The organism is Verrucomicrobiota bacterium (assembly GCA_016871675.1).
In the GTDB taxonomy this organism is placed as follows: domain Bacteria; phylum Verrucomicrobiota; class Verrucomicrobiia; order Limisphaerales; family VHCN01; genus VHCN01.
In genome coordinates, this window is sequence record VHCN01000055.1 from 1 (window position 1) to 23,070 (window position 23,070).

The 23,070-nt window shown below is 66.8% G+C and carries 20 protein-coding genes; 9 read left to right on the top strand and 11 right to left on the bottom strand.

The genetic code is table 11. The annotated features are described in order from the left end of the window. Positions 1–253 precede the first annotated feature (253 nt). A complete protein-coding gene (locus FJ386_11440) occupies positions 254–1,018 on the top strand; it encodes an NIPSNAP family protein (protein MBM3877320.1) in 765 nt (254 codons plus the stop codon). A gap of 13 nt (positions 1,019–1,031) precedes the next feature. Here FJ386_11440 and FJ386_11445 read toward each other — a convergent pair whose 3' ends face one another. The 7 genes from FJ386_11445 to FJ386_11475 all read right to left on the bottom strand — a co-directional run bounded on the left by FJ386_11445 (position 1,032) and on the right by FJ386_11475 (position 9,207). After that, entirely contained in the window at positions 1,032–1,838 is an 807-nt protein-coding gene (locus tag FJ386_11445) for a hypothetical protein (protein MBM3877321.1), read from the bottom strand. Positions 1,839–1,936: 98 nt separating this feature from the next. Then, positions 1,937–3,637 carry a hypothetical protein gene (locus tag FJ386_11450; protein ID MBM3877322.1) on the bottom strand — a complete coding sequence of 567 codons (1,701 nt, stop codon included), beginning with the start codon at positions 3,635–3,637 and terminating at the stop codon, positions 1,937–1,939. Positions 3,638–3,643: 6 nt separating this feature from the next. Next, positions 3,644–4,312: a class I SAM-dependent methyltransferase gene (locus FJ386_11455; GenBank protein ID MBM3877323.1), complete on the bottom strand. Its 669-nt coding sequence runs from the start codon at positions 4,310–4,312 to the stop codon at positions 3,644–3,646. A gap of 6 nt (positions 4,313–4,318) precedes the next feature. Then, complete coding sequence (locus FJ386_11460) at positions 4,319–5,452, bottom strand: glycosyltransferase family 2 protein (protein ID MBM3877324.1); 1,134 nt, start codon at positions 5,450–5,452, stop codon at positions 4,319–4,321. 124 nt (positions 5,453–5,576) lie between these two features. Further along, positions 5,577–6,437 carry a uracil-DNA glycosylase gene (locus FJ386_11465; GenBank protein ID MBM3877325.1) on the bottom strand — a complete coding sequence of 287 codons (861 nt, stop codon included), beginning with the start codon at positions 6,435–6,437 and terminating at the stop codon, positions 5,577–5,579. A gap of 124 nt (positions 6,438–6,561) precedes the next feature. After that, entirely contained in the window at positions 6,562–7,485 is a 924-nt protein-coding gene (locus tag FJ386_11470; protein ID MBM3877326.1) for a hypothetical protein, read from the bottom strand. Positions 7,486–7,587: 102 nt separating this feature from the next. Next, positions 7,588–9,207 carry a sialate O-acetylesterase gene (locus FJ386_11475; GenBank protein ID MBM3877327.1) on the bottom strand — a complete coding sequence of 540 codons (1,620 nt, stop codon included), beginning with the start codon at positions 9,205–9,207 and terminating at the stop codon, positions 7,588–7,590. Positions 9,208–9,301: 94 nt separating this feature from the next. Here FJ386_11475 and FJ386_11480 point away from each other — a divergent pair, with 94 nt between their 5' ends. Together FJ386_11480 and FJ386_11485 are read left to right on the top strand one after the other, a co-directional pair. Beyond that, positions 9,302–10,828: an aldehyde dehydrogenase family protein gene (locus FJ386_11480; protein MBM3877328.1), complete on the top strand. Its 1,527-nt coding sequence runs from the start codon at positions 9,302–9,304 to the stop codon at positions 10,826–10,828. Positions 10,829–10,849: 21 nt separating this feature from the next. Further along, a complete protein-coding gene (locus FJ386_11485) occupies positions 10,850–12,238 on the top strand; it encodes a hypothetical protein (GenBank protein MBM3877329.1) in 1,389 nt (462 codons plus the stop codon). Positions 12,239–12,248: 10 nt separating this feature from the next. Here the strand turns inward: FJ386_11485 and FJ386_11490 are convergent, their stop codons facing one another. Beyond that, entirely contained in the window at positions 12,249–13,151 is a 903-nt protein-coding gene (locus FJ386_11490; protein MBM3877330.1) for a sugar phosphate isomerase/epimerase, read from the bottom strand. A 74-nt stretch (positions 13,152–13,225) separates the two neighbouring features. Beyond that, positions 13,226–14,668: an arylsulfatase gene (locus FJ386_11495; GenBank protein MBM3877331.1), complete on the bottom strand. Its 1,443-nt coding sequence runs from the start codon at positions 14,666–14,668 to the stop codon at positions 13,226–13,228. Positions 14,669–14,897: 229 nt separating this feature from the next. Here FJ386_11495 and FJ386_11500 point away from each other — a divergent pair, with 229 nt between their 5' ends. The 3 genes from FJ386_11500 to FJ386_11510 are packed head-to-tail and all read left to right on the top strand — an operon-like array spanning position 14,898 to position 17,913. Beyond that, positions 14,898–16,397, top strand: coding sequence for an NADH:flavin oxidoreductase (locus FJ386_11500; protein MBM3877332.1), 1,500 nt, complete (start codon positions 14,898–14,900; stop codon positions 16,395–16,397). Then, positions 16,250–16,909 carry an NUDIX domain-containing protein gene (locus FJ386_11505; protein ID MBM3877333.1) on the top strand — a complete coding sequence of 220 codons (660 nt, stop codon included), beginning with the start codon at positions 16,250–16,252 and terminating at the stop codon, positions 16,907–16,909. The genes FJ386_11500 and FJ386_11505 overlap by 148 nt, the downstream gene beginning before the upstream one ends. A gap of 59 nt (positions 16,910–16,968) precedes the next feature. Then, positions 16,969–17,913: an isochorismatase family protein gene (locus FJ386_11510; protein MBM3877334.1), complete on the top strand. Its 945-nt coding sequence runs from the start codon at positions 16,969–16,971 to the stop codon at positions 17,911–17,913. Positions 17,914–17,990: 77 nt separating this feature from the next. On the opposite strand, the gene FJ386_11515 is transcribed toward FJ386_11510, so the two are convergent. Together FJ386_11515 and FJ386_11520 are read right to left on the bottom strand one after the other, a co-directional pair. Then, positions 17,991–18,197, bottom strand: a complete 207-nt coding sequence (locus FJ386_11515) for a zinc ribbon domain-containing protein (GenBank protein ID MBM3877335.1) — start codon at positions 18,195–18,197, stop codon at positions 17,991–17,993. 68 nt (positions 18,198–18,265) lie between these two features. After that, a complete protein-coding gene (locus tag FJ386_11520; protein ID MBM3877336.1) occupies positions 18,266–19,600 on the bottom strand; it encodes a quinonprotein alcohol dehydrogenase in 1,335 nt (444 codons plus the stop codon). Positions 19,601–19,708: 108 nt separating this feature from the next. On the opposite strand from FJ386_11520, the gene FJ386_11525 reads away from it, so the two are divergent. The 3 genes from FJ386_11525 to FJ386_11535 form a co-directional block, all read left to right on the top strand. Then, a complete protein-coding gene (locus FJ386_11525; protein ID MBM3877337.1) occupies positions 19,709–21,400 on the top strand; it encodes a D-aminoacylase in 1,692 nt (563 codons plus the stop codon). Then, entirely contained in the window at positions 21,400–22,101 is a 702-nt protein-coding gene (locus tag FJ386_11530) for a class I SAM-dependent methyltransferase (protein ID MBM3877338.1), read from the top strand. The genes FJ386_11525 and FJ386_11530 overlap by 1 nt, the downstream gene beginning before the upstream one ends. Before the next feature lie 75 nt (positions 22,102–22,176). After that, the coding region (locus FJ386_11535) for a hypothetical protein (GenBank protein MBM3877339.1) at positions 22,177–23,070 on the top strand (894 nt) is incomplete at its 3' end.

A 23,070-nucleotide genomic window follows, 5' to 3' on the forward strand; every position in this document is an offset into this window, starting at 1 on the left:
CGAGAAAGAAGCCAGCGCTGAACTGCCCGCCCGCATCACCCGCGCCCACGCCATTCTCTTCCAACGTCCCCCGACCGCGAAGGAACTCGCGATGGCCACGCGCTTCCTCACCGGCCGCGAGACCGACAGGAAAGCGTGGTCCGAATACGCCCAAGCCCTGATCGCGAGCAACGAGCTGGCCTTTGTGGATTGAGGTGGCCCCGCCCATTCCACGGTTGAAAGTTCGCCACACCGCCACCACACTTTGCGCACCATGAAACTTGCCCCCGTTCTCGCCGCCCTGTTTGCGTTTGCCACGGTCTCGACGGTCGCCGCGGAGAAAGATCCGCGCGTGTTCGAAATGCGGACCTACACCGCGCTGCCCGGCCGGCTGGACGCGCTGAACGCCCGGTTCCGCGACCACACGTGCAAGCTGTTCGAGAAGCACGGCATGGTGAACCTCGGCTACTTCGTGCCGGTGCAAAACACGAACAACCAGTTGATCTATTTCCTCGCGCACCAGAGCCGCGACGCCGCACGCAAGTCGTGGGCCGCGTTCATCGCAGACCCCGACTGGCGCAAGGCGCAGCAGGCGTCCGAGGCCGACGGGAAGATCCTCGCCAAGGCACCCGAGGCGATCTTCCTCGACGCGACGGATTACTCCCCCGCGATCAAGCACAGCGACGTGGGCGGGCGCGTGTTCGAAGTGCGCACCTACACGACGGAGCCCGGCCGGCTCGACGCTCTCAACGCGCGCTTTCGCGACCACACGGTGAAGCTCTTCGCGAAGCACGGCATGGCGAACATCGCCTACTGGGTGCCGATGAAAGGCGAGAAAGGGGCGGACAACACGCTGGTCTACTTGCTCGCCCACAAGAGCGAGGAGGCGGCGAAGGCCAGCTTCGACGGGTTCCGCAAGGACGGCGAGTGGGTCGCGGCGCGCAAGGCGAGCGAGGAAAAGGCCGGCGGCTCGCTCACGGTTCAGGGGGGAGTGAAGTCCATGTTTCTCAAGCCCGTGGACTACTCGCGTGTGAAGTGACGGTCCGCCCGGCTTACGGGGTTTTTGCAGGAGTCGCCGGATCCACCTTCGCCACGATCTGGTCGTAGAGTTTTAGTTCAAACGTTCCAGGGATCCTTGCGCCCGGGCGTGGGAAGAGCAGGTCCACCGTCCATGTGTGGGTGAAGTCCGTCATCGTGTTTGGACCGGAGATGACCGAGGTCGCAAGCCATCCCTCGACCGCGTCGTCCCAGGAGACCGACGCGCTGCTGCCCTCGGCGAAGTGGTATTTAATCTTGAATCCCGCGGCGGTGACGTCCGTCGTGCCGCGCAACACGTCGCCCGTCGCGCGCGTGCCTGCGCCCTCGCCAAAGCGCGTCGTGCCCTTCACCTGCGCGGTCCCGAGCTTTTCGATCTCCGTGATCGCGCCCTTGAGGCGCCGCCCCCAATCCTCGGCGCTGATCTTGCGGTTTGAGCCCACGTCGACGGTGAGTTGTGTGAGCGACGTGGTGAGGAAGAACGGTTCCGTCTTTGTGCCGCCGCGCCACAGGCGGATGTCGCCGGCATTGAAGCGGATATCGTTGATCGCGCCCGAACGGCTGAGCTCGCGGATGACCTTTTGCGATATGCGCGCCCGCACGAGCACATGGCTGCCGAGCGGATTCTCCCGCACCAGCATGAGCCGGTCGCCCCCCATGAAGACGTAGTTGCCGCTCTGCCGGCCGATGCCATCGAGCGCCTGCGCAGCATCCACGAGACGGACGCTGACGACTTCGAGGTCGGGCGGCACGAGGGACTTGTAGCCCAGAACACCCAAAGCGATGAGCGCGGCCACGAAGAGAAGTTTGACGAGCGAGCGCATGGGACGGCTGGCAATGGGAAACACCGCAGTCGGGCGCGTGGTGCGCGTGCGGTTGCGCCAAGTTGCCACCCGCACTACAGGAAAGCGGCCCGGGAATGTCAACGCACATCCCGCGTGCCTGCGCCGGGCGGGAGCACTTCAAACGCATGCAACCACGGCCGGCCAGTCGCGGACCTGGCGAGGATCGGGTCGAGGTCGCGGAACGCCGCGTGCGACTCGATCGCCCGTTCCAACGCGGAGCCCCGCATGACAATGGCAAATCGCGCGCCGACGTTCAGGAACTCGCCGGGCGTGGCGGCCGCGCTTTCGCCGAGCCACGGCTCGCCCAGCATCCAGGCCGTGTAGAGCCCGGCGCGGCCCCCTTGCATCAGCGCGTGGCCGGCGACGGGTCCGGCGAGATTTGCGGCGCGCATCGCAGTGGCAAGTTCCATCGCCGCGCGGCTTGCGGAATTCGGGAGTCCCTTGAGCGACGCGACGCCCCACAAGCTGGCAACGGAAACGAACGAGGCGAAGCACACCGACGTGAGCCGCGATGCGAAGCGGGCTGCGTCGGGCCCGCGACGCTTCGACCACCATGCGGCCGCGCCGACCGTCGCGATCCAGAGGAATGGCAGCAGGCCTTGGAAATACCGCTGATCTTCGCGCATCAGGAACACCGGCAGATACACCGCCATCATTCCGATACACGGCACCGCCGCCCAACGCCAGCGTTCGCCGATGAACGCGCCTCCCCGGCGCAACGGAGTCCACACGCACACACCCAGCGCGAGCAATCCAACCCAGAGCGCGTCCATTCCGCCCAGCGCACGTGCGACGTTCAGTGCTCCCGGTCGGCTTGCAAGTTCGGCGAGCCCGCCGGCATCCACGCCGCCGATCATGGCGAGTTCCGTGCGCAGGTTGCCAGCCATCACGCCGAGTTGGTGCCGGAAGTGATCCCCGCTGTCGAAGGGCGACCAGTAGCGATACGGCATGCGCGATGGGTCTTCCCACGCCGTGACGCGGCCCGGCTCGGGTTGGTGAAACGTCCGCGCGAACGGGTGGTAACGATCCACATCCGCGGGACCCGCGACCGCGTGCGCAATGCGGGCCGTCGTGGAGAACGTGGCCGTTTGATACTTGAACGAGATCGTGAGAATCCACGGCATCCCGACGACGAACGCGGCCGCAAGCGTGACGCCGAGCTGCCGGAACGCCTGCCGCCGGTCGCCTGCCGCCGAGCCGACAAGCCACGCCAGGGGCACGCCGATGATCACGGCGAGCGGGAGCGCGACCGCCTTCGCGAGATACGCAAGCCCCCACCAGCAGCCGGCCAGCGCGGCGCATCGCTGATCCGCCAGCCATCGTTCCTCGATCAAGGCCGCCACGGCGAAGCTCAGCAATCCGGCGACCAGCAAGTCAGGCGAAATCGTGCGCACACTCCACGCAACGCTCGACGCCGCGAGCACGCACGCGCCCAGGAGAGTCTCCCGGGCCGCCAGGTTGAACACCCGGAACACCGCCAGTCCGCCCCAGAAAAAAACCACCGCAGAAAACACCATGACCGCGCGCGCGGCGACAAGCGGGTCGAGTCCGAGCTTCAAGCCCGGCACCAGCAGCCACACGAGCAGCGGGCTCCAGTAGCCCGACACCCCAAGTTCGGTCTGGCCGGTGGCGAAGTAGTGCGCGAGCCGCAAGTAGGCCACGGCATCGGTGTTGAGTTGGTGCCCGTTGCGCCACGCGGCGAGGACGAGGAGGACCAACTGCGCCGCGAACACGCACAGCACGGCGCGTCGCGCGGAGCCTGGCGGGGGTTCGCTCATCGGCGGTCAGCGCCTCCGCCCGAGGAAGCGCAGCTTGCCCCATCGCACCGAGCAGTGTTCCGCCTCGAAGTGGCGGCGCAGCACGGCGAGGATTTCCTCCGGGCGGCCGAGCCAGTTGAAGTAAGTCGTCGCCTCGTGCTCCGTCATGACGGCGAAGGCGTCGAGTTTGTCCCACAGTTTTCGGGCCAGCCCCATGTTTGAGACGGCGTGGACGAATCGGAGGAAGGGCGTGTCCCACGGCTCGACGATCATGAAGCGGCCGCCGGCGCGAAGGACGCGCGCGGTCTCGGCGGCGGTCGTTTCCAAATCACCGGGAATCTCGGGCAGGTGATGGAGCCCGCCTTGCACAATGAGGATGTCGCGGCTCGCGTCGGCGAACGGAAGCCTGCGGCAATCCGCGGCGACGGTTCGCGCCTTGCCGGTGTATTGGGCGAGCAGCGCGGGCGAGAGGTCCACGCCCTCGACGCGGGTGAAGCCGAGTTGTTCCAGCGCGATGAGCCCGTTGCCGCGGCCGCAGAAAATCTCCACGAGCTCGGCGTCGCGCGGCCACGAATCCGCGCCGAGCAGCCGCAGGCGCGAGATGAACTTGGCGATTTCCTGCCCGGGGGTCTCGAACCGCAGGTAGGCCTTCTCCCACGCCGTGGGTTCCGGAGTTGGCGGGTTCGCGGCGTTCATGCCCGTTCACTTCCTTCGCAGGGTGAGGATGCTCAGCACGAAGCTGAACAGCATCATCTGGAATCCGAGCGAGGTGAGCGTCACCCCGGGGATGACCCATCGCATGGTGTGGGCGTAATCGAGCTGGCCGAAATGCGCGAGACGCCACTGGTTCACCGCGCCGAGCAGCAGCGACACGCCCGTGAGCATGGCGGCGACGCCGATGAGCAGCCCCCGTTCGAGCCGCAGGAACTCGAGCAGGCGCGCCAGCGCGGGCTGCTCCGGCAGCAGGCCGATGTTCACCGCGAACGTCCGCGCAAACACGGCGAACTGCGCGGATTGGAATCCCGCCAGCAACGCCAGGCTTGCGAACAGCAACGTGTGCGCGTCAAAGGTCACCCCGCTGACCGTCGCGCCCGGCAACGCGACCGCGTAACCTGCGAGTCCCGCCGCCATCAAGGCGAGTCCCGGCAGCAGGAACAGCCAGCGCGGGCTGCACAGCAGGAAAAACCGGAGCGTCCGCCACCCGTCACGCACCGTGCGCAGGTGCGACTTGTGCATGGTGCGACCGTCGGGATGAAGCGTGATGGGCACCTCGGCGATGCGCGCGCCCTGGACGCTGGCCTTGATGATCATCTCGATGGCGAACTCCATGCCCGTGCAACGCAGGTCGAGCCGTTCGTAAAGTGCCTTCGTGAACCCGCGCAGCCCGCAATACACGTCGTGCACGGGCGCGTCGAACATCCGCCGCGCCATCACGGAGAACATCGGGTTGCCCAGCCAGCGGTGCGACGGCGGCATCGCGCCCTCCATCACGCGTCCGCCGCCCGAAGGCAGCCGGCAGCCCTGCGCCATCTCCGCCCCGCCCCGCAGTTTCTCGATGAACGGATGGAGCGCGGTGAAGTCGTAGCTGTCGTCAGCATCGCCCATGATGACGAACCGGCCGCGCGCCGCGGCGATGCCGCCCATGAGCGCATTGCCATAGCCGCGCGCGCTCACCGGAACGACGCGAGCGCCAAGGGCCCGCGCAATGTCGGGCGAGCCATCGGTGCTGCCGTTGTCGGCGACGATGATCTCGCCTTTCACGCCGTGTTCGTCGAGGCAGCGTCGCGCCTTCTTGATGCACGTGGCGAGCGTCTCCGCCTCGTTCAAGCAGGGCATGACGATGGAGACTTCGACAGAATCCGCGGGAGTCTCCCCCCCCGGGGTGGGCACGCTGGTCACGGGTCGAGAATGCCACGGTGCCGCCGCGCTGCACAGGCTGATTTCACCGCGCGGGCGCGGGTTAAGATGCGGCGCGGAGAAAGTAATGCCGCTGCTTGTCGCTCACGGGCATCGCGAGCCGCTCCATCACGGCGAGCATGTCCTCCCACACCTTGCGTTTCTCCGCGAGCGCCTGGTTCCGGAGGAGATACGCCGGATGGAAGGTCGGCATCAGCGGCGTGCCGCGAAAGTCCTGCCAGTGGCCGCGAAGCCGCGTGATGCCGGCGGACTTGCCGAGCAACCCCTCGACCGCGACACCGCCGAGCGCGACCATCACCTTCGGCTGGATGATCTCGATCTGCCCGAGGAGCCACGGGATGCAGGTGTTCATTTCCTCGGGAGACGGCTTGCGGTTGCCGCTGCTGCCGGCGGGCATGTCGGGCCGGCACTTCAGGATGTTCGCGATGTAGACGTCGCTTCGCGCGAGCCCCATCGCCTGGATGATCTTGGTGAGAAGCTGCCCCGCGGCGCCGACGAACGGCTCGCCTTGCGCGTCCTCATCCGCGCCCGGCGCCTCGCCGACGAACATCAGCTCCGCCGCCGGATTGCCGACCCCGAACACGACCTGTTTGCGCGACGTGACGAGGTGCGGACATTTCGCGCACACGACCGCGCGCTCCCGGAGCGCCGCCAGCGCGGCCGGCCGGTCGGCAGGGGCGGGCGGCCTCACTTGCGCGCCCCGTGGTGATGGCGCGGGTGAAACAGGAAGCGCGGGCACCGGGTGGACGGGGGCCGCAGCGGATGCATACGGCCGCGCCTCCACGGTCGCGCGCGTCCGCACTGCGCCTGTGCGCTCCGCAGCCTTGCGTGCCGCGCCGGGCACCGGGAGCGCGGCGAGCGACTCGCGCGACACCGGCACGAAGCGGACGCCCGCCGCCTTCATCGCCTCAAGTTCGCGGAGTGTCGCGTCCAGAAGTTCGTCGTGGAGGTCCATTCGCGGGCTTGCGTGATCGATTTCCGCGCCGTGATTAACCATCAATCGCCCCCGAGGGCGAGCCGCAACTTGGCTACTTGTCCGCAGCCAGGATCGTGACGAGCACGGGCCGGTGGTCAGACGCCTCGGCCCAGTAAGGCAGCGCGAGCACAAACGACCGCACCTTGTCCCACTCGTTCGCCATGGCGCGGCTCAACAGCACGTAGTCGAAGCGGCTGTAGGTTTCCTCGCGATTGTAAAAGTAAGTCCACGCGACCGCGTTTGTCCCGGTGGCCGCGACTTGCGAGCCCACGGCGCCGGGGCCGCGCTCGGTCGGCCGGGTGTCAACAAGCTCTGATTGCCCGCGGCCGACGACGGCGCGAATGGGCTTCGACGTGCGCGTGTCGTTGAGGTCGCCGAGCACGACGAGGTTCACGTTTGGATCGGACTTCATGCGCGCGTCAACTTTCTCGCGAAGCAACTGCGCCTCGTGCAGGCGCAGGTCGGCTTCGTTTGCACCGGGCACCGGGCGCTTGGACTTCAAGTGCGCCGCGAGCAGGGTGAACCGGTAGCGCTCGTTCACCCGCACCACGACCTCGGCGAAACCGCGGGAAACCGAAAACCGCCGGCCATCCAGCAGGAACTGCTCGTTGGTGTGCGGGAGGCGTGACACGAACGGGAACCGGCTGAGCACGGCGACGTGGATGTTTGTGTCGGCGCCCGTGACGTGCTCCCAGTGCGGGTAATCAAGGCCGCGCGCGCGCAACCGGGCGCGCAACTCAAGCAGCGCATTGGTGCAGCCCACCTCCTGCAGCGCGAGCACGTCGGCGCGCAACTCGACCAGCGTGTCGGCCACGCGCGCCTTCGCCTCCGCTGGCTTCGCCTTCCGGCCCGCGAGTTCGGCGTGGAGATAATTCTCGACGTTAAACGTCGCGATGGTGAAGGACTCCGCCGCCGCGAGCGCGGGGACTCCGGCCAGCAACAGGCCGGCCGCAAGCCATGCGCGGGCAGTCCACATGGGCGCACGGTAGCCCTTTGGTTGCGGTCGGCAAGCCCGCGGACAAGCGGTCCAATCCGTGGTTCACGAGGCCCCGGCGGCGCCCGGTGGGCGGCCTGCGAATCACTTCTTCTTCGCCGTCGGAGCCGCCGGCGTCGCGACCGAAAAGGTGTCCGATCGGAACGGCACCGCGGGGAGTCCCTCCTTGTTGAACAGATTGACCACGGGGAAGTCGGCCCAGCCGAATCTCACTGCCACGGGTTTCGGCACGGCGGCGGCGCTCACCGCGATCGTGTTCGGCGCCGTGATTTCCGCATCGGCCCAGACAAACTTCTTGTCCTCGCCGCACACCGCGAAGCCCGTGAGCTTGCCGCCGCGCGCGTCGAGGCCGGCGCCCGCATGGTCGAACGTCACGACGATTTTGCCGCCCTGCACGGCGCTCGACTGCATCGTCGGCCCGGACGCCACGAGCTTTTCGCCGTAGGCGATGGACCGCGCCGCGAGCGCGAGGCGTTCGCCGGCCGGCTTCTTCTTCGAGGGATGGATGTCGTCCTTGTCGCCCGCGTCGGTGATGACGGCGAGGCCGGCCTTCGGCAGCGACTGCACCGCCTGCACCTGCGCCTCGCGGAGTCGCGCCCAGTCGCTGTCGTCGGGCGAGGCCGTAATTTCATCGAGGGTTCGCTTCCTGCCCTTGTCGAACGGCGCGAGTTGCACGGCGAGGAACGGGAAATCGCCGAGGTCCCAATCAGCGCGCCAGCCCTTGATCATCTCGGCGAAGAGCGTGCGATACTGGCGGTCGCGGCCCACGTTTGATTCACCCTGATACCAGATTGCGCCCTTGATGCCGTAGGGAATGATCGGCGCGATCATGCCGTTGTAAAGTTCCGCGCCGAGCCACGCGGGCAGCGCCGGCGCCTTCGGGGCGGGCGCGGACTGCTTCTTGCCCTGCTTCTTCAGTTCCTCGGTCTCCTTGTTGAAGTGGTTCAGCGCGGCGGCGTGCGCGCCGCGCAGGGTTGAGATACGGTCCACGAAATCAAGCTTGAGCACCGGATGGCCGCTGAGCGCGGCGGCGCTGGTCCACGCTTCCGCAGGCGTCCCGCCCCAGGCGCTGTGGATGAGGCCGACAGGGACGCCGAGCGCTTTTTGCAAGTCACGCCCGAAGTAATACGCCACCGCGGAGAAGCCCGACGCCGCCGACGGCGAGCACGCCTGCCAGCCGGACGTCTTCGCGTCATCCGCGGGCGTGGCCGCCTTCACGCGCTGCACGGTGAGGAGGCGGATGAGCGAGTTCGTCGCGGCATCAATGTCCGCCTGCGCCTCGTGCGCACCACGGAGGCCGAACTCCATGTTGGATTGCCCCGAGCAAAGCCACACTTCGCCGACGAGGACGTTCTTGCGCTCGATGCGGTTGCGGCCCTGCACGACGAACGACCCCGGCGTCGCGCTGGCCTTGAGCGGCGCGAGCTTGAGGGACCAGCGGCCCAGTGGATTCGGCAGCTTTCGAAACGCAGTGGCGGTGACCTTCTGACCCGCGAATTCCACCGTGACCTGCTCACCCTCGTCCGCGAGGCCCCACACGGTCACTGGCACGCCCTGTTGCAGCACCATGTTGTCGCTGAACATTGCAGGCAGCTTCACGTCCGCCCGCGCGGCCACCGCCGCAGTCGCGGCCACCACCGCAAGCACGGCGCCACGGTTCCATGAATGTCGGGGCGCCGCGGCCGGATTCGAATCGGGTCTCATCCCGCGAGTGCAATCCAGGCCGCGGCAGGCGTCAACCGCGAAAGCCCGGCGAGCGGCGCTTTCGCGCGCGGAGGTTTCGTGTTACAAACCTCCCATGCACTCTGACCTCCGCGCGCTCGGCCTCAAGCCGGTCAGTCCGGGTGTGTTCGACGGCGGTTGGCGCGGTTGTGGCGAATGCGTGGCGAAATGTTCCCCGATTGACGGCCGCGTCCTCGCGCGCGTCCGGCATGCGACGCGCGCCGAGGCGCGAGCCGCGGTCGGTTTCGCGCACGAGGCCTTTCTCGAGTGGCGCTCCACGCCGGCGCCGGTGCGTGGCGAGACTGTGCGGCAACTCGGCGAGGCGTTCCGCCGCCGGAAGTCCGCGCTTGCCCGTCTCGTGACACTCGAGACCGGCAAGCTCATCGGCGAGGCCGAGGGCGAAGTGCAGGAAATGATCGACATCTGCGACTTCGCCACCGGGCTCTCGCGGCAGCTTCACGGGCTCACGATGCCCAGCGAGCGACGCGGCCACCGGCTCATGGAGCAATGGCATCCGCTCGGCGTCGTCGGCGTGATCACCGCATTCAATTTCCCCGCCGCCGTGTGGTCGTGGAACGCCGCACTCGCGTCCGTCTGCGGCGATGCCGTGGTCTGGAAGCCATCATCAAAGACACCGCTCACCGCCATTGCAGTGACCCGCATCGCGGAAACGGTCTGTCACGGCACCGGCGCGAATCCCGCCATCTTCGGCCTTGTTGTCGGCAGCCCGGAGGTCGCGGGCGATGCGCTTCTCGAGGACAAACGCGCGCCGTTGATTTCGGCCACCGGCTCCTGTCGGATGGGCGGGACGATCGCGGCGAAGGTCGGGGCGAGATTTGGCCGCACGCTTCTCGAACTCGGCGGCAACAACGCGGTGATCGTCGCACCGTCGGCGGATCCCGACCTGGCGGTGCGCGCGATCTTCTTCGGCGCCATCGGCACCGCGGGCCAGCGCTGCACGTCCACACGCCGCGTCATCCTTCACGCTTCGAGATTCGCGGACGTGCGCGACCGGCTGCTCGCGGCGTATCGATCCCTTCGCATCGGCGACCCTCTCGATCGCCGCACAGTGATGGGGCCGCTCGTGGACGCAGCCGCCGTGGCGGATGTGCAGACAGCCATCGCCCGGCTCAAGCGGCAGGGCGGCGAGGTGCTGTGCGGCGGCGAACCACTCCGCGGTCGCGGCTTCGCGGGCGGCTGTTACGTGACGCCCTGCATCGCCGTCGCGGACAACGGGCTTCCCATCGTGCAGGAGGAGACGTTTGGCCCGCTGCTCTACTTGATGCGTTACGAGAACTTCGCGGACGCGCTCGCGATGAACAACGCCGTGCCGCAAGGCTTGAGTTCGGCGTGCTTCACGCGCGACCAGCGCGAGGCGGAGCAATTCCTGAGCGCGTGCGGGAGCGACTGCGGGCTTGCCAACATCAATTGCGGCACGAGCGGGGCGGAGATCGGCGGCGCATTCGGCGGCGAAAAGGCCACCGGCGGCGGACGCGAGAGCGGCAGCGATTCGTGGAAGGCCTACATGCGCCGGCAGACGAGCGCCGTCAACTATTCCGACGAACTCCCGCTCGCGCAGGGGATTGAGTTCGGCGGCGGCTGACACACCGGCACACGACGAGTCATGAGCGACGCCATCCAACCCGAGCGTGAACGTCAATTCGACTGGCCGCTTTGCTACGAGGCTGAGCGCTTGGCGCTGCGATTCCTCGACGAATCCTGCGCGCGCAACCGTTTCGCCGCGACCCTCGCGCACCGGATGCGCGACGAGACGGGCACGCTGCTGATGGACTGGGTGGACCACCTCGTCGTGCCATCGGGTCACGAGGAGGCGCTGGTGCGCGCGGGTTACGTGGAGGAGCCGCGGTCCAAGGCTGAGCCGGACTTGTGGACGCACCGACACCCCCGCGCGATGCTTCCGGCGATTCGCATCTTCACCGGCGACACCGGCAGCGGACCGCCGTGCAAGCTCGCGCTACGCGTCGAGTCCGTCGTGGACTTCATCCTCGCGCACGGGTTGCACGCCGAAGCGACCGGCGCGCCGTGGTCGCGCTACCGGACCGTGGAGGTGTGCACCGAGAACGGCTGCGCGCTCGAGGCAGTCGAGCGCCGCGGCTATCGCGGTTTCGAGCGGCAGGACTTCGGGCCGCGCGAGCTCGAACTGACACTGGTCGCCCGCGAACTGCTGCACACACGGCGGCGCCGGTTCGATGACGATGCAGTCGGTTTCCACCGCACCCTCCGGCTCGTCGAGCGCGTCGTGCGGATGGTCGGCTGCGACCTTGCAGCGCACTTCTTCTGGGAAGCCGAGCGCGCCTTCTGGCAGGGCCGAAACCGCGCGGCGCGGATTCAAAAGCGCCGGCAGGATGATCTCGGTCTAGGCTGGGCGAACCACGACCACCACACGCCGCGCTGTTCACGACGGCATTTCCTGTCGGTGATGCGGATCATGGAGCTGCTCGGATTCGAGCGGCGCGAGCGCTATCACGCCGGGCACGACGCGGGCTGGGGCGCGCAGATCATGGAGCACCCGGTCGAGCCCATCGTTTGTTTCTGCGATGTGGACTTGCTGCCCGGTGAGCGCGAGGTGGATTTCTCGCGTGTCGCGCTTCCGGAAACGAGCTCGCTCGGAACCGTCGGCTTGTGGACGGCGCTGCACGGCGACAGTCTGCTCGAGGCGGGGATGCACCATCTCGAAGCGCGCTTCGACCACGCGCTCCTTCAACAGCAGCTCGGAGCGCTCGGCGTGAAAACCATGAAGCCGTTCAGCGACCTTGGGTTTTTATGGCAGGCCTTCACGGAGGGCGAGCGGTGGCCGGTGCGCCGCGAACGCGCCGGGCGGCTGGCCGACTCCGGATTGATCACGCGCGAGCAGTGCGATGAGTTCGTCGCGAACGGCGCGGTCGGGAGCCACCTCGAAAACCTCCAGCGCAAGGGCGGCTACAAGGGTTTCAACCAGGCATCGGTCAGCGCGATCATCGCCGCGGTGGATCCGCGGAAGCTCCTGGCCTGAACGGGCGGGGTCAGCTCGCAAAAATCTTCGTCATCCGGTCGGACAGGTCCTTCAAGCCTTCCGGCGTGCCGCCGCCGCCTTGTTCGGAAATGCCCCAGCCTTCGTAGCCGGTCTTGTCGAGGGCGGCCATGATCGCAGGCCAGTTGTTGGTGCCTTCGAGGAACTTCGCGGCGAACCCCTTTCCCGGATTGTTCGGCTCCATGGCCTTGGTGTTGAATTCCTTGATGTGCAGCTTGAGAATGCGCTTGCCGAGCACGGGAATCCACTCCTCGGCCGGGCTGTAGCGGCCGACGTTGCCGATGTCGAAGTGCCAGCCGACCCACTCGCTGTTGATCGCCTTCAGGTAATCGTCCGCCTGCTTCGGTGTGGTGATGAAGTCGTTCCACACGTTCTCGATGGCGATCTTCACGCCGCATTCCTTCGCCGTCGGGATGGCCTTCTTGATCTGCTCGACGGAGCGCGCGAAGCACTCGTCGTAAGTCACGCCGCCGCGCGCAACCCCGGGCACGAGCAGCACGGAGGTTGCGCCGTAAGCCTGCGCGTCGCGCAGCGATTGCAGCAAACCCTCGAGGCCTTTCGCCCGCGTCTCCTCGCTCGGATGCGAGAGGGTAAGCTGCCAGTGCGTGCCGCAGCAGACACTCGCGGCCTTGAGGCCGGTTTCCTTCATCGCGGCGAGCACCTCGTCGCGGTTCATGTGGCTGTTCGGTTCCACGCCCTCGAAGCCCGCCGCCTTCACGGCTTTCATCTTCTCCATCACGGTGCCCTTCACGCCGACGGTTCCCCACATGATGGCCTTCTTGAGGTTGCGTTTCTTGCCGTCCGCAGCCCAAAGGCCTGCGGGCATGAGCGCGGCGGCGGCGGTGGTGGAAGTCAGTCGCAGGAACTCACGGCGGGAGGCGGCGGTGGATTTCATGGAGGCGGACGTTACCACCACGGCTCTGGAATGTGCAACCGGCAAGCTCGTGGCAATGACTTCGCGGGCGGGGCTCAATGCTCTTCAACCGGCTGTTTCGCCTTCGCCTTCGCAGGCGGCGCGGACGGGGGCGGGACTTGCGCGTTCATCTCGTCGAACGCCTTCTTCAGGCGCGCGACGACATCGGGGTGCTGCGCGGCCACGTTCTTCTGCTCGCCGGGGTCGGCTTGGAGGTCGAAGAGCATCATTGGCACGGGCTCATCGCCGGTGCGCAAGCCGGGATGGTCTGCGGGTTGGTATTGCTCGTAGGGCGCAAGGATGGTGAAGCCGTCCGGGCCGCGCGGGTCCGTCCAGCGTTCGCCGGGCTTGTGGAGGGCCATGAAGTTGTCGCGCGGCGCGAGCACGTGAAGTTTCCAGCGCGCGTCGCGCACGGTCGCAAGCCGGGGGCCTTGCTGGCCGAAGACATGTTGGCGCTCGAGTGGATGAGCCATGTCGGGCCGCGGCAGGAGGTTGACGCCGTCTATCACGCGGTCCGCGGGCGGGGGCACGCCTGCGGCGGCGAGCACGGTGGCAAAGATGTCCATCATCACGCCGGGTTCGGTGCGAAGGCGCGGCGAGGGCAACACCTCGGGCCAGCGGGCGATGCAGGGGACGCGGTAGCCGCCTTCGAAACTGCTGCCCTTCATTCCGCGCAACCCGCCGGTGCTGCCGCCAAACCACGGCCCGTTGTCGCTGGTGAAGATGACGAGCGTGCGGTGGTCCACGCCGGCGGATTTGAGCTTGGCGAGCACGTCGCCCACACTTTGGTCGAGGTCGGCGAGCACGTCGCCGTAGAGGCCGGCGCCGCTCTTCTTGTAATACTGCTCGGTCGTGGCGAGCGGTTTGTGCGGCATGACTTGCGCGAAGTAGAGGAAGAACGGGCGGGTCTTGTTGCGCTCGATGAAGTCCAGTGCGCGCTGCGTGGTGCGCCGGGTGAGCGTGGCCTGCGTGACCGGATACTCGACGACGTTCGTGCCGTCGAGGAGCTTCACCGGACGCATGTCGTTGCTGTAAGGGATGCCAAGGTATTCGTCGAAGCCGCGGCCCGTCGGGAGCGTGTCGGGGGATTTGTGGCCGAGGTGCCACTTGCCGACCATGCCGGTGGCGTAACCGGCGCGCTTGAGGAGTTGCGGGAGGAGCACTTCGTCCTTCGAGAGCGCCATCGCGTCGGCGGCCGGGCCGCCGTCGGGCGCAGGGTTGCCGTTCATGCCGGAGCGGAAAGGGTAGCGCCCCGTCAGAAGCGCGGCGCGCGTCGGCGCGCAAAAGGCCATCGGCGCGCTGAAGTGAGTAAACCGCGCGCCCTCGGCGGCCATGCGGTCGAGGTGCGGCGTCTTGAACGTGCGATTGCCGTAACAACCGAGGTCGCCCTGGCCAAGGTCATCGGCGAGGATGACAACGATGTTGGGCTTCGCGGGCGCGCCGGGCGCGGTCGAGGCGAGCAGGATGAGCAGCACGGGGAGTGGCATGAGAGACTTCATATCCGCCTCGCAGTGGAGGTGCGCGATTCAATCGCGGGAGCACAACCGTGTCAAACCGTGCCCTCGTAAATCTCCCGCTCGGCGCGCTCACGGCGCCGGAGGAATTGGATGCGGGGGACTATTCGATGACGGGCAGGATTGAAACTTGGCGCTCGCCGGCGCGACATTCTCCCGACGATCGCTTGACCCATCCGTCGCCCTTTGTTGTCATCGCCGCGCATTGCTCGCCATGCCCGGGCCTTTCAAACTCGTCCGCATCCCATCGCTCAAGTCCGTGGAGGAATTCCGTCGCCATGTGGCGTCGCTCGGAATTGAACTTCCGTGCGAAGATTCCATCGCGACACAATCCACGTCGCCCCTCGTCGCGCCCGTCGCAGGCGTGACGGTCAGTGGCAAGGCCATCGGCAACCGCTGGGCGATCCAGCCGATGGAAGGCTGGGATGCCACGACGTCCGGCGGCGTGACCGACGAAGTGCGCCGTCGCTGGCAGCGGTTCGGCGAAAGCGGCGCCAAACTCATTTGCGGCGGCGAGGCGATGGCCGTCCGCCCCGACGGACGCGCGAACCCAAACCAGCTCATTCTCAACGCGGCGAACCTCGCCGGAATCACGGAACTCGTCACCCTCCTGAAGCGATCCCACCGCGGGCGCCACGGCACCACGGACGACCTTGTGATCGGCTTCCAGCTCACGCACTCCGGCCGTTTCTGCAAGCCAAACGACAAGTTCCGCAACGAGCCGCGCGTGGCTTACCGGCATCCGATCCTCGACCGCAAGTTCGGCGTGACGAGCGACGCGCAGGTGCTCACGGATGACGAAGTGCGCGCACTCATCGGCGACTACGTGGCGGCGGCGCGACTCGCGGCGGCGGCGGGCGCGGACTTCGTGGACTTGAAGCACTGTCACGGCTACCTGCTGCACGAGTTCCTCGGCGCGCACACGCGGCCCGGCCCGTTCGGCGGGAGCTTCGAGAATCGCACGCGCATCCTGCGCGAGATTGCCCAAGGGATCCGCGCCGAGCGGCTGCCGGTCGACCTCGGCGTTCGCGTGAGTTGTTTCGATGTCGTCCCGCACCGGCCCGACCCCGCCGCGTCAAGCCCGGGTCGTCTCGGGCCCGGAATCCCGGAGGATTTCTCGCACTGCTTGCCCTACCGCTACGGCTTCGGCGTGAACGAGTCCGACCCGACCCAGCCCGACCTGACCGAGGCATTTCGATTCCTCGACCTCTGCACGGAAGTGGGCGTGAAGATCCTGAACGTGAGCGCCGGGTCGCCCTACTACGCGCCGCACATCCAGCGGCCCGCGGCATATCCGCCGAGCGACGGATACCAGCCGGCCCACGATCCGTTGATTGACGTGGCGCGGCAGATCCACGCCGTGCGACAACTCAAGGCGCATCGTCGCGAAGGTCCCGTGCTGGTCGGCACGGCCTACAGTTACCTCCAGGAATTCCTGCCGCACGTCGCCCAGTTCGCCGTGCGCCATGGCTGGACGGACCTGGTCGGGCTCGGTCGCATCACGCTCTCGTATCCGACGCTGCCGGTGGACGTGGCCCAGACCGGCGTCCTGCAGACCCGGAACATTTGCCGGACGTTCAGCGACTGCACGACCGCGCCGCGCAACGGGCTCGTGAGCGGGTGCTATCCGCTCGACAAGTTCTATTCCTCGAAGCCCGAGGCGCAGCAGGTCAAACAGGCCAAGCGCAGCGCCGGCGCCGGACCACTGCCGTGAACGCGCCGGAGCATTTCCGCCATTGCCCCAAGTGCGGCGCCGCGCTCGACCTCGTACGCGAGCTTCCGCTCCGCTGCAGCGCGTGCGGGTTCACGTTTTACTTCAATCCCGCCGTTGCCACCGCGGCGATCGTCCAGCGCGAGGATGGCCGCCTGCTGCTCGTGCGCCGCGCACGTGAACCTCGCAAGGGAGCGCTTTCGCTGCCGGGCGGGTTCGTGGATTTCGGCGAGTCGGCCGAGAGCGGACTGCGCCGCGAAGTCCTCGAGGAAGTCGGGCTCCGCGTGACTTCCGTCGAGTTCTTCTGCTCCCTGCCGAACGAATACACGTATCGCGACGTGACGTATCAAGTGCTCGACCTGTTTTTCCTCGTCAAGGTGGACACCACGGGCGCCAAAGCCGCGCCGGACGAAGTCGAAAGCATCGTCTGGGTCGCGCCCGAGGAAGTCGTCCTCTCGGAAATCGCGTTCCCGTCCGTGGCCGAGGCGCTGCGGCGGTATGGCGGAGGCCGGTAATCGGGCGGCGGACCAAACTTTTCACTTCGCAGGCCGGTTCGAGTTGATAGGCTCCGGCCATGAAGCCCGCCTCGTTCTTTCCACGCCGGCACTTCGTCCGCCTCGCGCTTTGCAGCCTGCTCGCCCTCGCGACGTCACTCAGTTCCGCCGCCGATCTCAAAATCACGACCCAGCGGCGCTCGGAGAGCAAGCCGGGCTCCGGCGAGTTCACCGTCACGCAAAGGCCCGAGCTCTGGGTGCCCAAGCACACGGCCATCATCGTCTGCGACATGTGGGACCTGCACCATTGCCTCAACGCCGTGCGGCGCGTCGAGGAGATGGCGCCGCGCATGAACGACCTGCTTGTCAAGGCCCGCGCCGAGGGCGTCTTCATCATCCATGCGCCGAGCGGTTGCATGAAACCCTACGAAGGCCACCCCGCCCGCGAGCGCGCAAAGGCCGCGCCCAAGGCGGCAAACCTGCCGCAAGAAATCGGTGTTTGGTGCAAACAAATCCCCGCGGAAGAACAGGGGCGTTACCCCATCGACCAGTCTGACGGCGGCGAGGACGATGATCCCATCGAACACGCCCGATGGGCGGATGAACTCAAGGCGAAGGGACTGAATCCGCGCGCGCCGTGGACGCGACAATACGACGTGCTGAAGATTCGAGCCGAGGACGCCATCACCGATTCCGGCGTCGAGACGTGGAACCTGCTCGAACAGCGCGGCATCAAGAACGTAATCCTCGTCGGCGTGCACGTGAACATGTGCGTGTCCGGCCGGCCATTCGGGTTGCGACAACTGGCGAAGAATGGGAAAAACGTGGTGCTGATGCGCGACATGACGGACTCGATGTATAACCCCGCGCGCTGGCCGTTCGTGGATCACTACAAGGGCACCGCGCTCTACATCGAGCATGTGGAGAAATACATCTGCCCGACGGTCACCTCGGACCAAATCCTCGGCGGCAAGCCGTTCCAATTCAAAGCGGACCCTGCGGCGAAGTTGACCGCGGCGAAATAGGCGGGACGGCGGGCCGATTTCCCGATCTGCACGAGGCGCCCGACTCCCGCGACCATCCCGGCCAGGAGACCGGCCGATCAACCCCGGCGCTTCGGACGGTTCATCGAGAGGATGCTCAATCCCCGGAAGCAGTTTCCGCTGCCGCCGGTGATCACGCGCTTCACAGCCAGGCCCGTTTCCGGATCTTTCGTCAACGGCGGGTCGCTCATATTCTGCTGCACCTCGAAGCGGCGCGGCTTCTGGCCCTTCTTCTTTGGGATCGTCTCGTAAGTGTAGGTCGTCATGGCTGCGTGTGAGGTTGGAAACCGCCGCGGGCCGGGTTGCCGGTCCGCGACCGGCACAGGACGGCTCGTCAATTCTCGAAACAGTAGAGAAACTTTGCGGTGCGGATGTAGAGCGACTTGCCGAGCGCGACCGGCGACGCGTTGATTTCGCTGTCGAGTTCGTTCAGCGCGAGGCGCTCGAATTCGCGTCCGGCCTTGAAGACCGCGACGCGGCCCTTCGTGGCCTTGTCGGCCGCGTAGATCCGGCCCTCGGCATACATCGGGGAGGAATAGACCGCGGGCGCCGCGTCGAACGGCTTGGCGTCCCACACGGGCTTGCCGGTTTTCGCCTCGACGCAGCTCGCAAGCCCCTTGTTGTCCACCATGAAGATCAAGTCGCCGACGAGCAGCGGCGAGTGCGACGACGGCACGTATTTGCTGACGCGCCACGCGAGTTGCGGCTTGTCCGGGTCGGGGTCCGGCGTGCGCGTGGCGTCGAGCACGCTGCCACCCCAGGATTTGAGCGGGGGCGGCTTCGTGGCGAACAACTCGGCCTTGCCGAATCCCGCCGTGTGATAGACCAGGTCGTGTCCGAGCAACGGCCGCCCGCCCGTCGAGTGCCCGCCGATGTGCTCGACGCGCCACAATTCCTTCCCGGACATCGGGTCGTAGGCATACAGGGCCATCGCGCCGATGCTCAGGACCACGTCCCGGCCCGAGATGCTCGCGATCTGGCAGGTTCCGTAGGCCTTCCGCAAGTCGCCGCCCAACTTGGGCTTCTTCGTCAACGCATCCAAATCCTGATAGTCAACGGATCGATCTGTCTTCCACACGGTTTTGCCGGTTTGCTTGTCGAGCGCGACGACGTAGTGCAAGTCCACGCCGTCGTTGTTCAGGATGAGCAGGTTCTTGTGGAGAATCGGCGACGATCCCGCGCCCCGGAAGTGGTCGCACTTCAAGTCGCGCCGTTCCCACAGCACCTTCGCCGTCTTCGTGTCGAGGCAGGCCGTGCCGGCCTCGCCGAATGTGACGTAAACGCGCCCCTCCTCGATCACCGGCGTTGGCGAGGCATAGCTGTTGTATTTCTGCCACAGGTTCGTCTGGCTCGCCGTGAACACCTTCACGTCGTGGAGGATCTTCCCCGTCTTCTTGTCGAGGCACACCGCGAACAGCGCGTCGCCAACGTCCGTCGCCGTCGTCAGCCAGATTTGGTCGCCCCAGATCACCGGCGACGACCAGCCCTTGTCGTGGATCGCCGTCTTCCATTTCAACTTCTCCGTCTCGGAAAAAGACACAGGCAATCCCTTCGCGTCGCTGTGCCCGTCGCCGTTCGGACCGCGGAACTGCGGCCAGTTCGAAGCCGCGGGCAGGGAACCAGCCGAGATCAAGGCCAAGCCGACGAGCGGGAGTAGACAGTTTCGCATGGCGGAATTAGACCGGACAGCGACAGGTGAATTCAACCCGAAAGCAGCGCTCTTCGGCACGGCCAGTTCAAGGCTTGCGCTGGCGGCAGTTCGGGAGCAAATGAACCCATGCGCATCCCACTGGCCTCGGCGATTGCCGCCACCGTGCTCGCTTCCTGCATGACCGCGCCCCAGATTTTGCCGTCTCACTACGACCTCATCCTCCGGAACGGCACGATCTACGACGGCAGCGGTGGCAAACCGTTCGTGGGCGATGTCGGCGTGCGCGGCGACCGGATCGTGGCCGTCGGGCAAATCCCATCGGGCGCGGCCGGGCGCGAGCTGGACGTAAAGGGCCTGGCTGTCGCGCCCGGCTTCATCAACATGCTGAGCTGGGCGACGGAATCGCTTCTGCACGACGGCCGATCCCTCAGCGAAATCAAACAGGGCGTCACGCTCGAAGTGATGGGCGAGGGCGAATCCATGGGTCCGCTCAACGCCGCGATGAAGAAGGACATGCGCGACTCGCAGGGTGACCTCAAGTTCGACATCCCGTGGACCACGCTCGGCCAGTATCTCGCGCACCTCGAGAAACGCGGCGTCTCCTGCAACGTCGCCTCGTTCGTCGGCGCGACCACTGTCCGCATCCACGAACTCGGCTACGCGGACCGCCCGCCCGCGCCGCAGGAGCTGGAGCGCATGAAGTTTCTCGTCCGCCAGGCGATGGAGGAAGGCGCGCTCGGCGTCGGCTCGTCGCTCATCTACGCGCCGGCCTTCTATGCGAAGACGCCCGAACTGATCGCGCTTTGCAAGGAGGCCGCGCGCCACGGCGGCATCTACATCTCGCACCTGCGCAGCGAGGCGAACACGTTTCGCGAGGCCCTCGGCGAACTCATCACCATCGCGCGCGAGGCGAATATTCCGGCCGAAGTCTACCACCTCAAGGCCGCCGGGCAGGCCAACTGGCACAAGATGGACGGCGCCATCGCCGTCATCGAAGCCGCCCGCAAGCTCGGCCTGCGCATCACCGCCGACATGTATCTTTACACCGCGGGCGCGACCGGACTCGACGCCGCCATGCCGCCGTGGGTGCAGGAAGGCGGCTACAACCAGTGGGCCAAGCGCCTTCGACATCCGGAAATCCGCGAGCGCGTCCGCCTCGAAATGATGACGGCCACCGACAAGTGGGAGAGCCTTTACCTCGCGGCCGGTTCGCCGGAAAAGGTGCTGCTCGTCGGCTTCCGCAGCGAGAAGTTGAAGCCGCTCACCGGCAAGTCGCTCGCCGAGGTCGCGCGCATGTTCGGCAAGTCCCCCGAGGAAACCGCGATGGACCTCGTCATCGAGGACGGCTCGCGCGTCGGCACGGTTTACTTCCTCATGAGCGAGGAGAACGTGAAGAAGCAGATCGCGCTGCCGTGGGTGAGCTTCTGTTCCGACTCACCGTCCATGGCCCCTGAGGGCGTCTTCCTCAAGTCAAACCCGCATCCGCGCGCTTACGGCAGCTTCGCGCGGTTGCTTGGCAAATACGTGCGCGACGAGAAGATCATCCCGATCGAGGAAGCCGTGCGCCGGCTCACCTCGTTCCCGGCGGAAAATCTCAGCCTCAAGCAGCGCGGCCGCCTCGCACCGGGTTACTTCGCCGACGTCGTCGTCTTCGACCCGGCGACGATCCAGGACCACGCAACCTACGAGAAGCCGCATCAGCTCGCGACCGGCGTGCATCACGTGTTCGTCAACGGCGTTCAGGTGCTCAAGGACGGTGAACACACGGGAGCCAAGCCGGGTCGCTTCGTGCGCGGGCCCGGTTGGAGGGGGAAGTGATGTCTGGAGCCGCGCCCGACTCGCTCCTCTCCGAGCAAGCCGCCTACTACCGCGCCCGCGCGGGCGAGTATGACGACTGGTGGTTCCGCCGCGGCCGATACGATTGGGGCACGGAACTCAACCAGCGCTGGTTCGACGAAGCCGCGCTCGTCCGCCGCGAACTCCACTCGCTCGGCCCCTTTGAAGAAACGCTCGAACTCGCGTGCGGCACCGGCATCTGGACCGAACAACTCCTCGCCATCAGCTCGCACGTCACCGCGCTCGACGCCTCGCCGGAAGTCCTCGAACTCAACCGCCGAAAACTTGGCTCGCCGCGCGTGGATTACATTCAAGCCGACGTCTTCGCGTGGGAGCCCGGGCGCGCGTTCGACCTTGTTGCCTGCTGCTTCTGGCTCTCGCACGTGCCCGCCGACAAGCTCGACGCCTTCCTCGACAAGCTCCGCCGCGCGACGCGCGCCGGGGGCCGGCTCTTCTTCGTGGACTCGCTCAACGAAAGCACCTCGATGGCGAAAGACCACGACCGTCCCGCGGTCGAGACCGGCGTGCGCGTGCGCAAGCTCTCCGACGGGCGCGAGTTCCGAGTCGTAAAGGTCTATTACGAGCCCGCCGCGTTCACCGCGACCCTCGCGCGACACGGTTTCGCCGCCACGGTCCGCGCAAGCGGCGCGCATTTTCTGTTTGGCTTCGCCACGCGGGAGTGAGCAGACTGCGCGGCGATGAAAGCCCTTCGCGGATGGTGTCGGCGCGCGTTTTTGCAAGTTGCGTGCTGCACGACGATGCTTCTGCTGGCCTCCACGGTCTGCGCGCAGTCCACGAACAACTTCGGATTCGCCGACTTCCTCCTCGTCCCGCTGCGCTTCCACCTGCTGACCGCCACGAACGCGCCGGACGTCCACACCACGCTCACGACGAACGACATCGCGCGCATCCTGCCCAAGATGAACCGCATCTGGGCGCAGGCGGGCGTGCACTTCTACATCGAGTCGCTGCGCTTGGAGCCCGCGCTGAACACGGAGGACTTCTGGGCGAAACTCCCGACGCAGGAGCGCGCCACGCTCCTCGGCTTGCGCCCGACCCACTCCATCGCGACGAACGCCTTCAACCTCTACTACACAAAGAAGCTCCGGCCGAACGGCATCTACTTCAGCGCGCAGGGCATCTTTGTGAAGGACACCGCATCGCTGCGCCCCGTCGAGGGCGGCATGGACGAGCCCATCCCGCGCGTGAGTTCGCACGAACTCGGCCACGCCTTCACGCTGCCGCACCGGCAGAACGTCACCAACCTCATGTCCAGCGGCAACAGCAGCTTCTGGCTTAACGACGAGGAAATCGCGAAGTCCCGCGAGTCGCTCGCCAAGCGCGACTGGGTCGAGCCCGCGCCCGCCATGCTCAAACGCGCCGACGAACTGCTCGCTGCGAAGAAGCCCGCCGAAGCTCGCGCCCTATACGAACGCCTCGCCACGCTGCCGTTGAAGGGGAAGGAAATCGAACACGCGAAATCACGCGCTGCCGCAACCGTGGCCCCGGCGAACGGTCTCACACGCGACACCTCGGCGATGACCACCGCCAAGCCGCTCGCGCCGCAGCAAGCCCTCGCCTCGCTTCAAATCGAAGCCGGCCTGCGCGTCGAACTCGCCGCCAGCGAACCGCGCACCGCCTCGCCTGTCGCG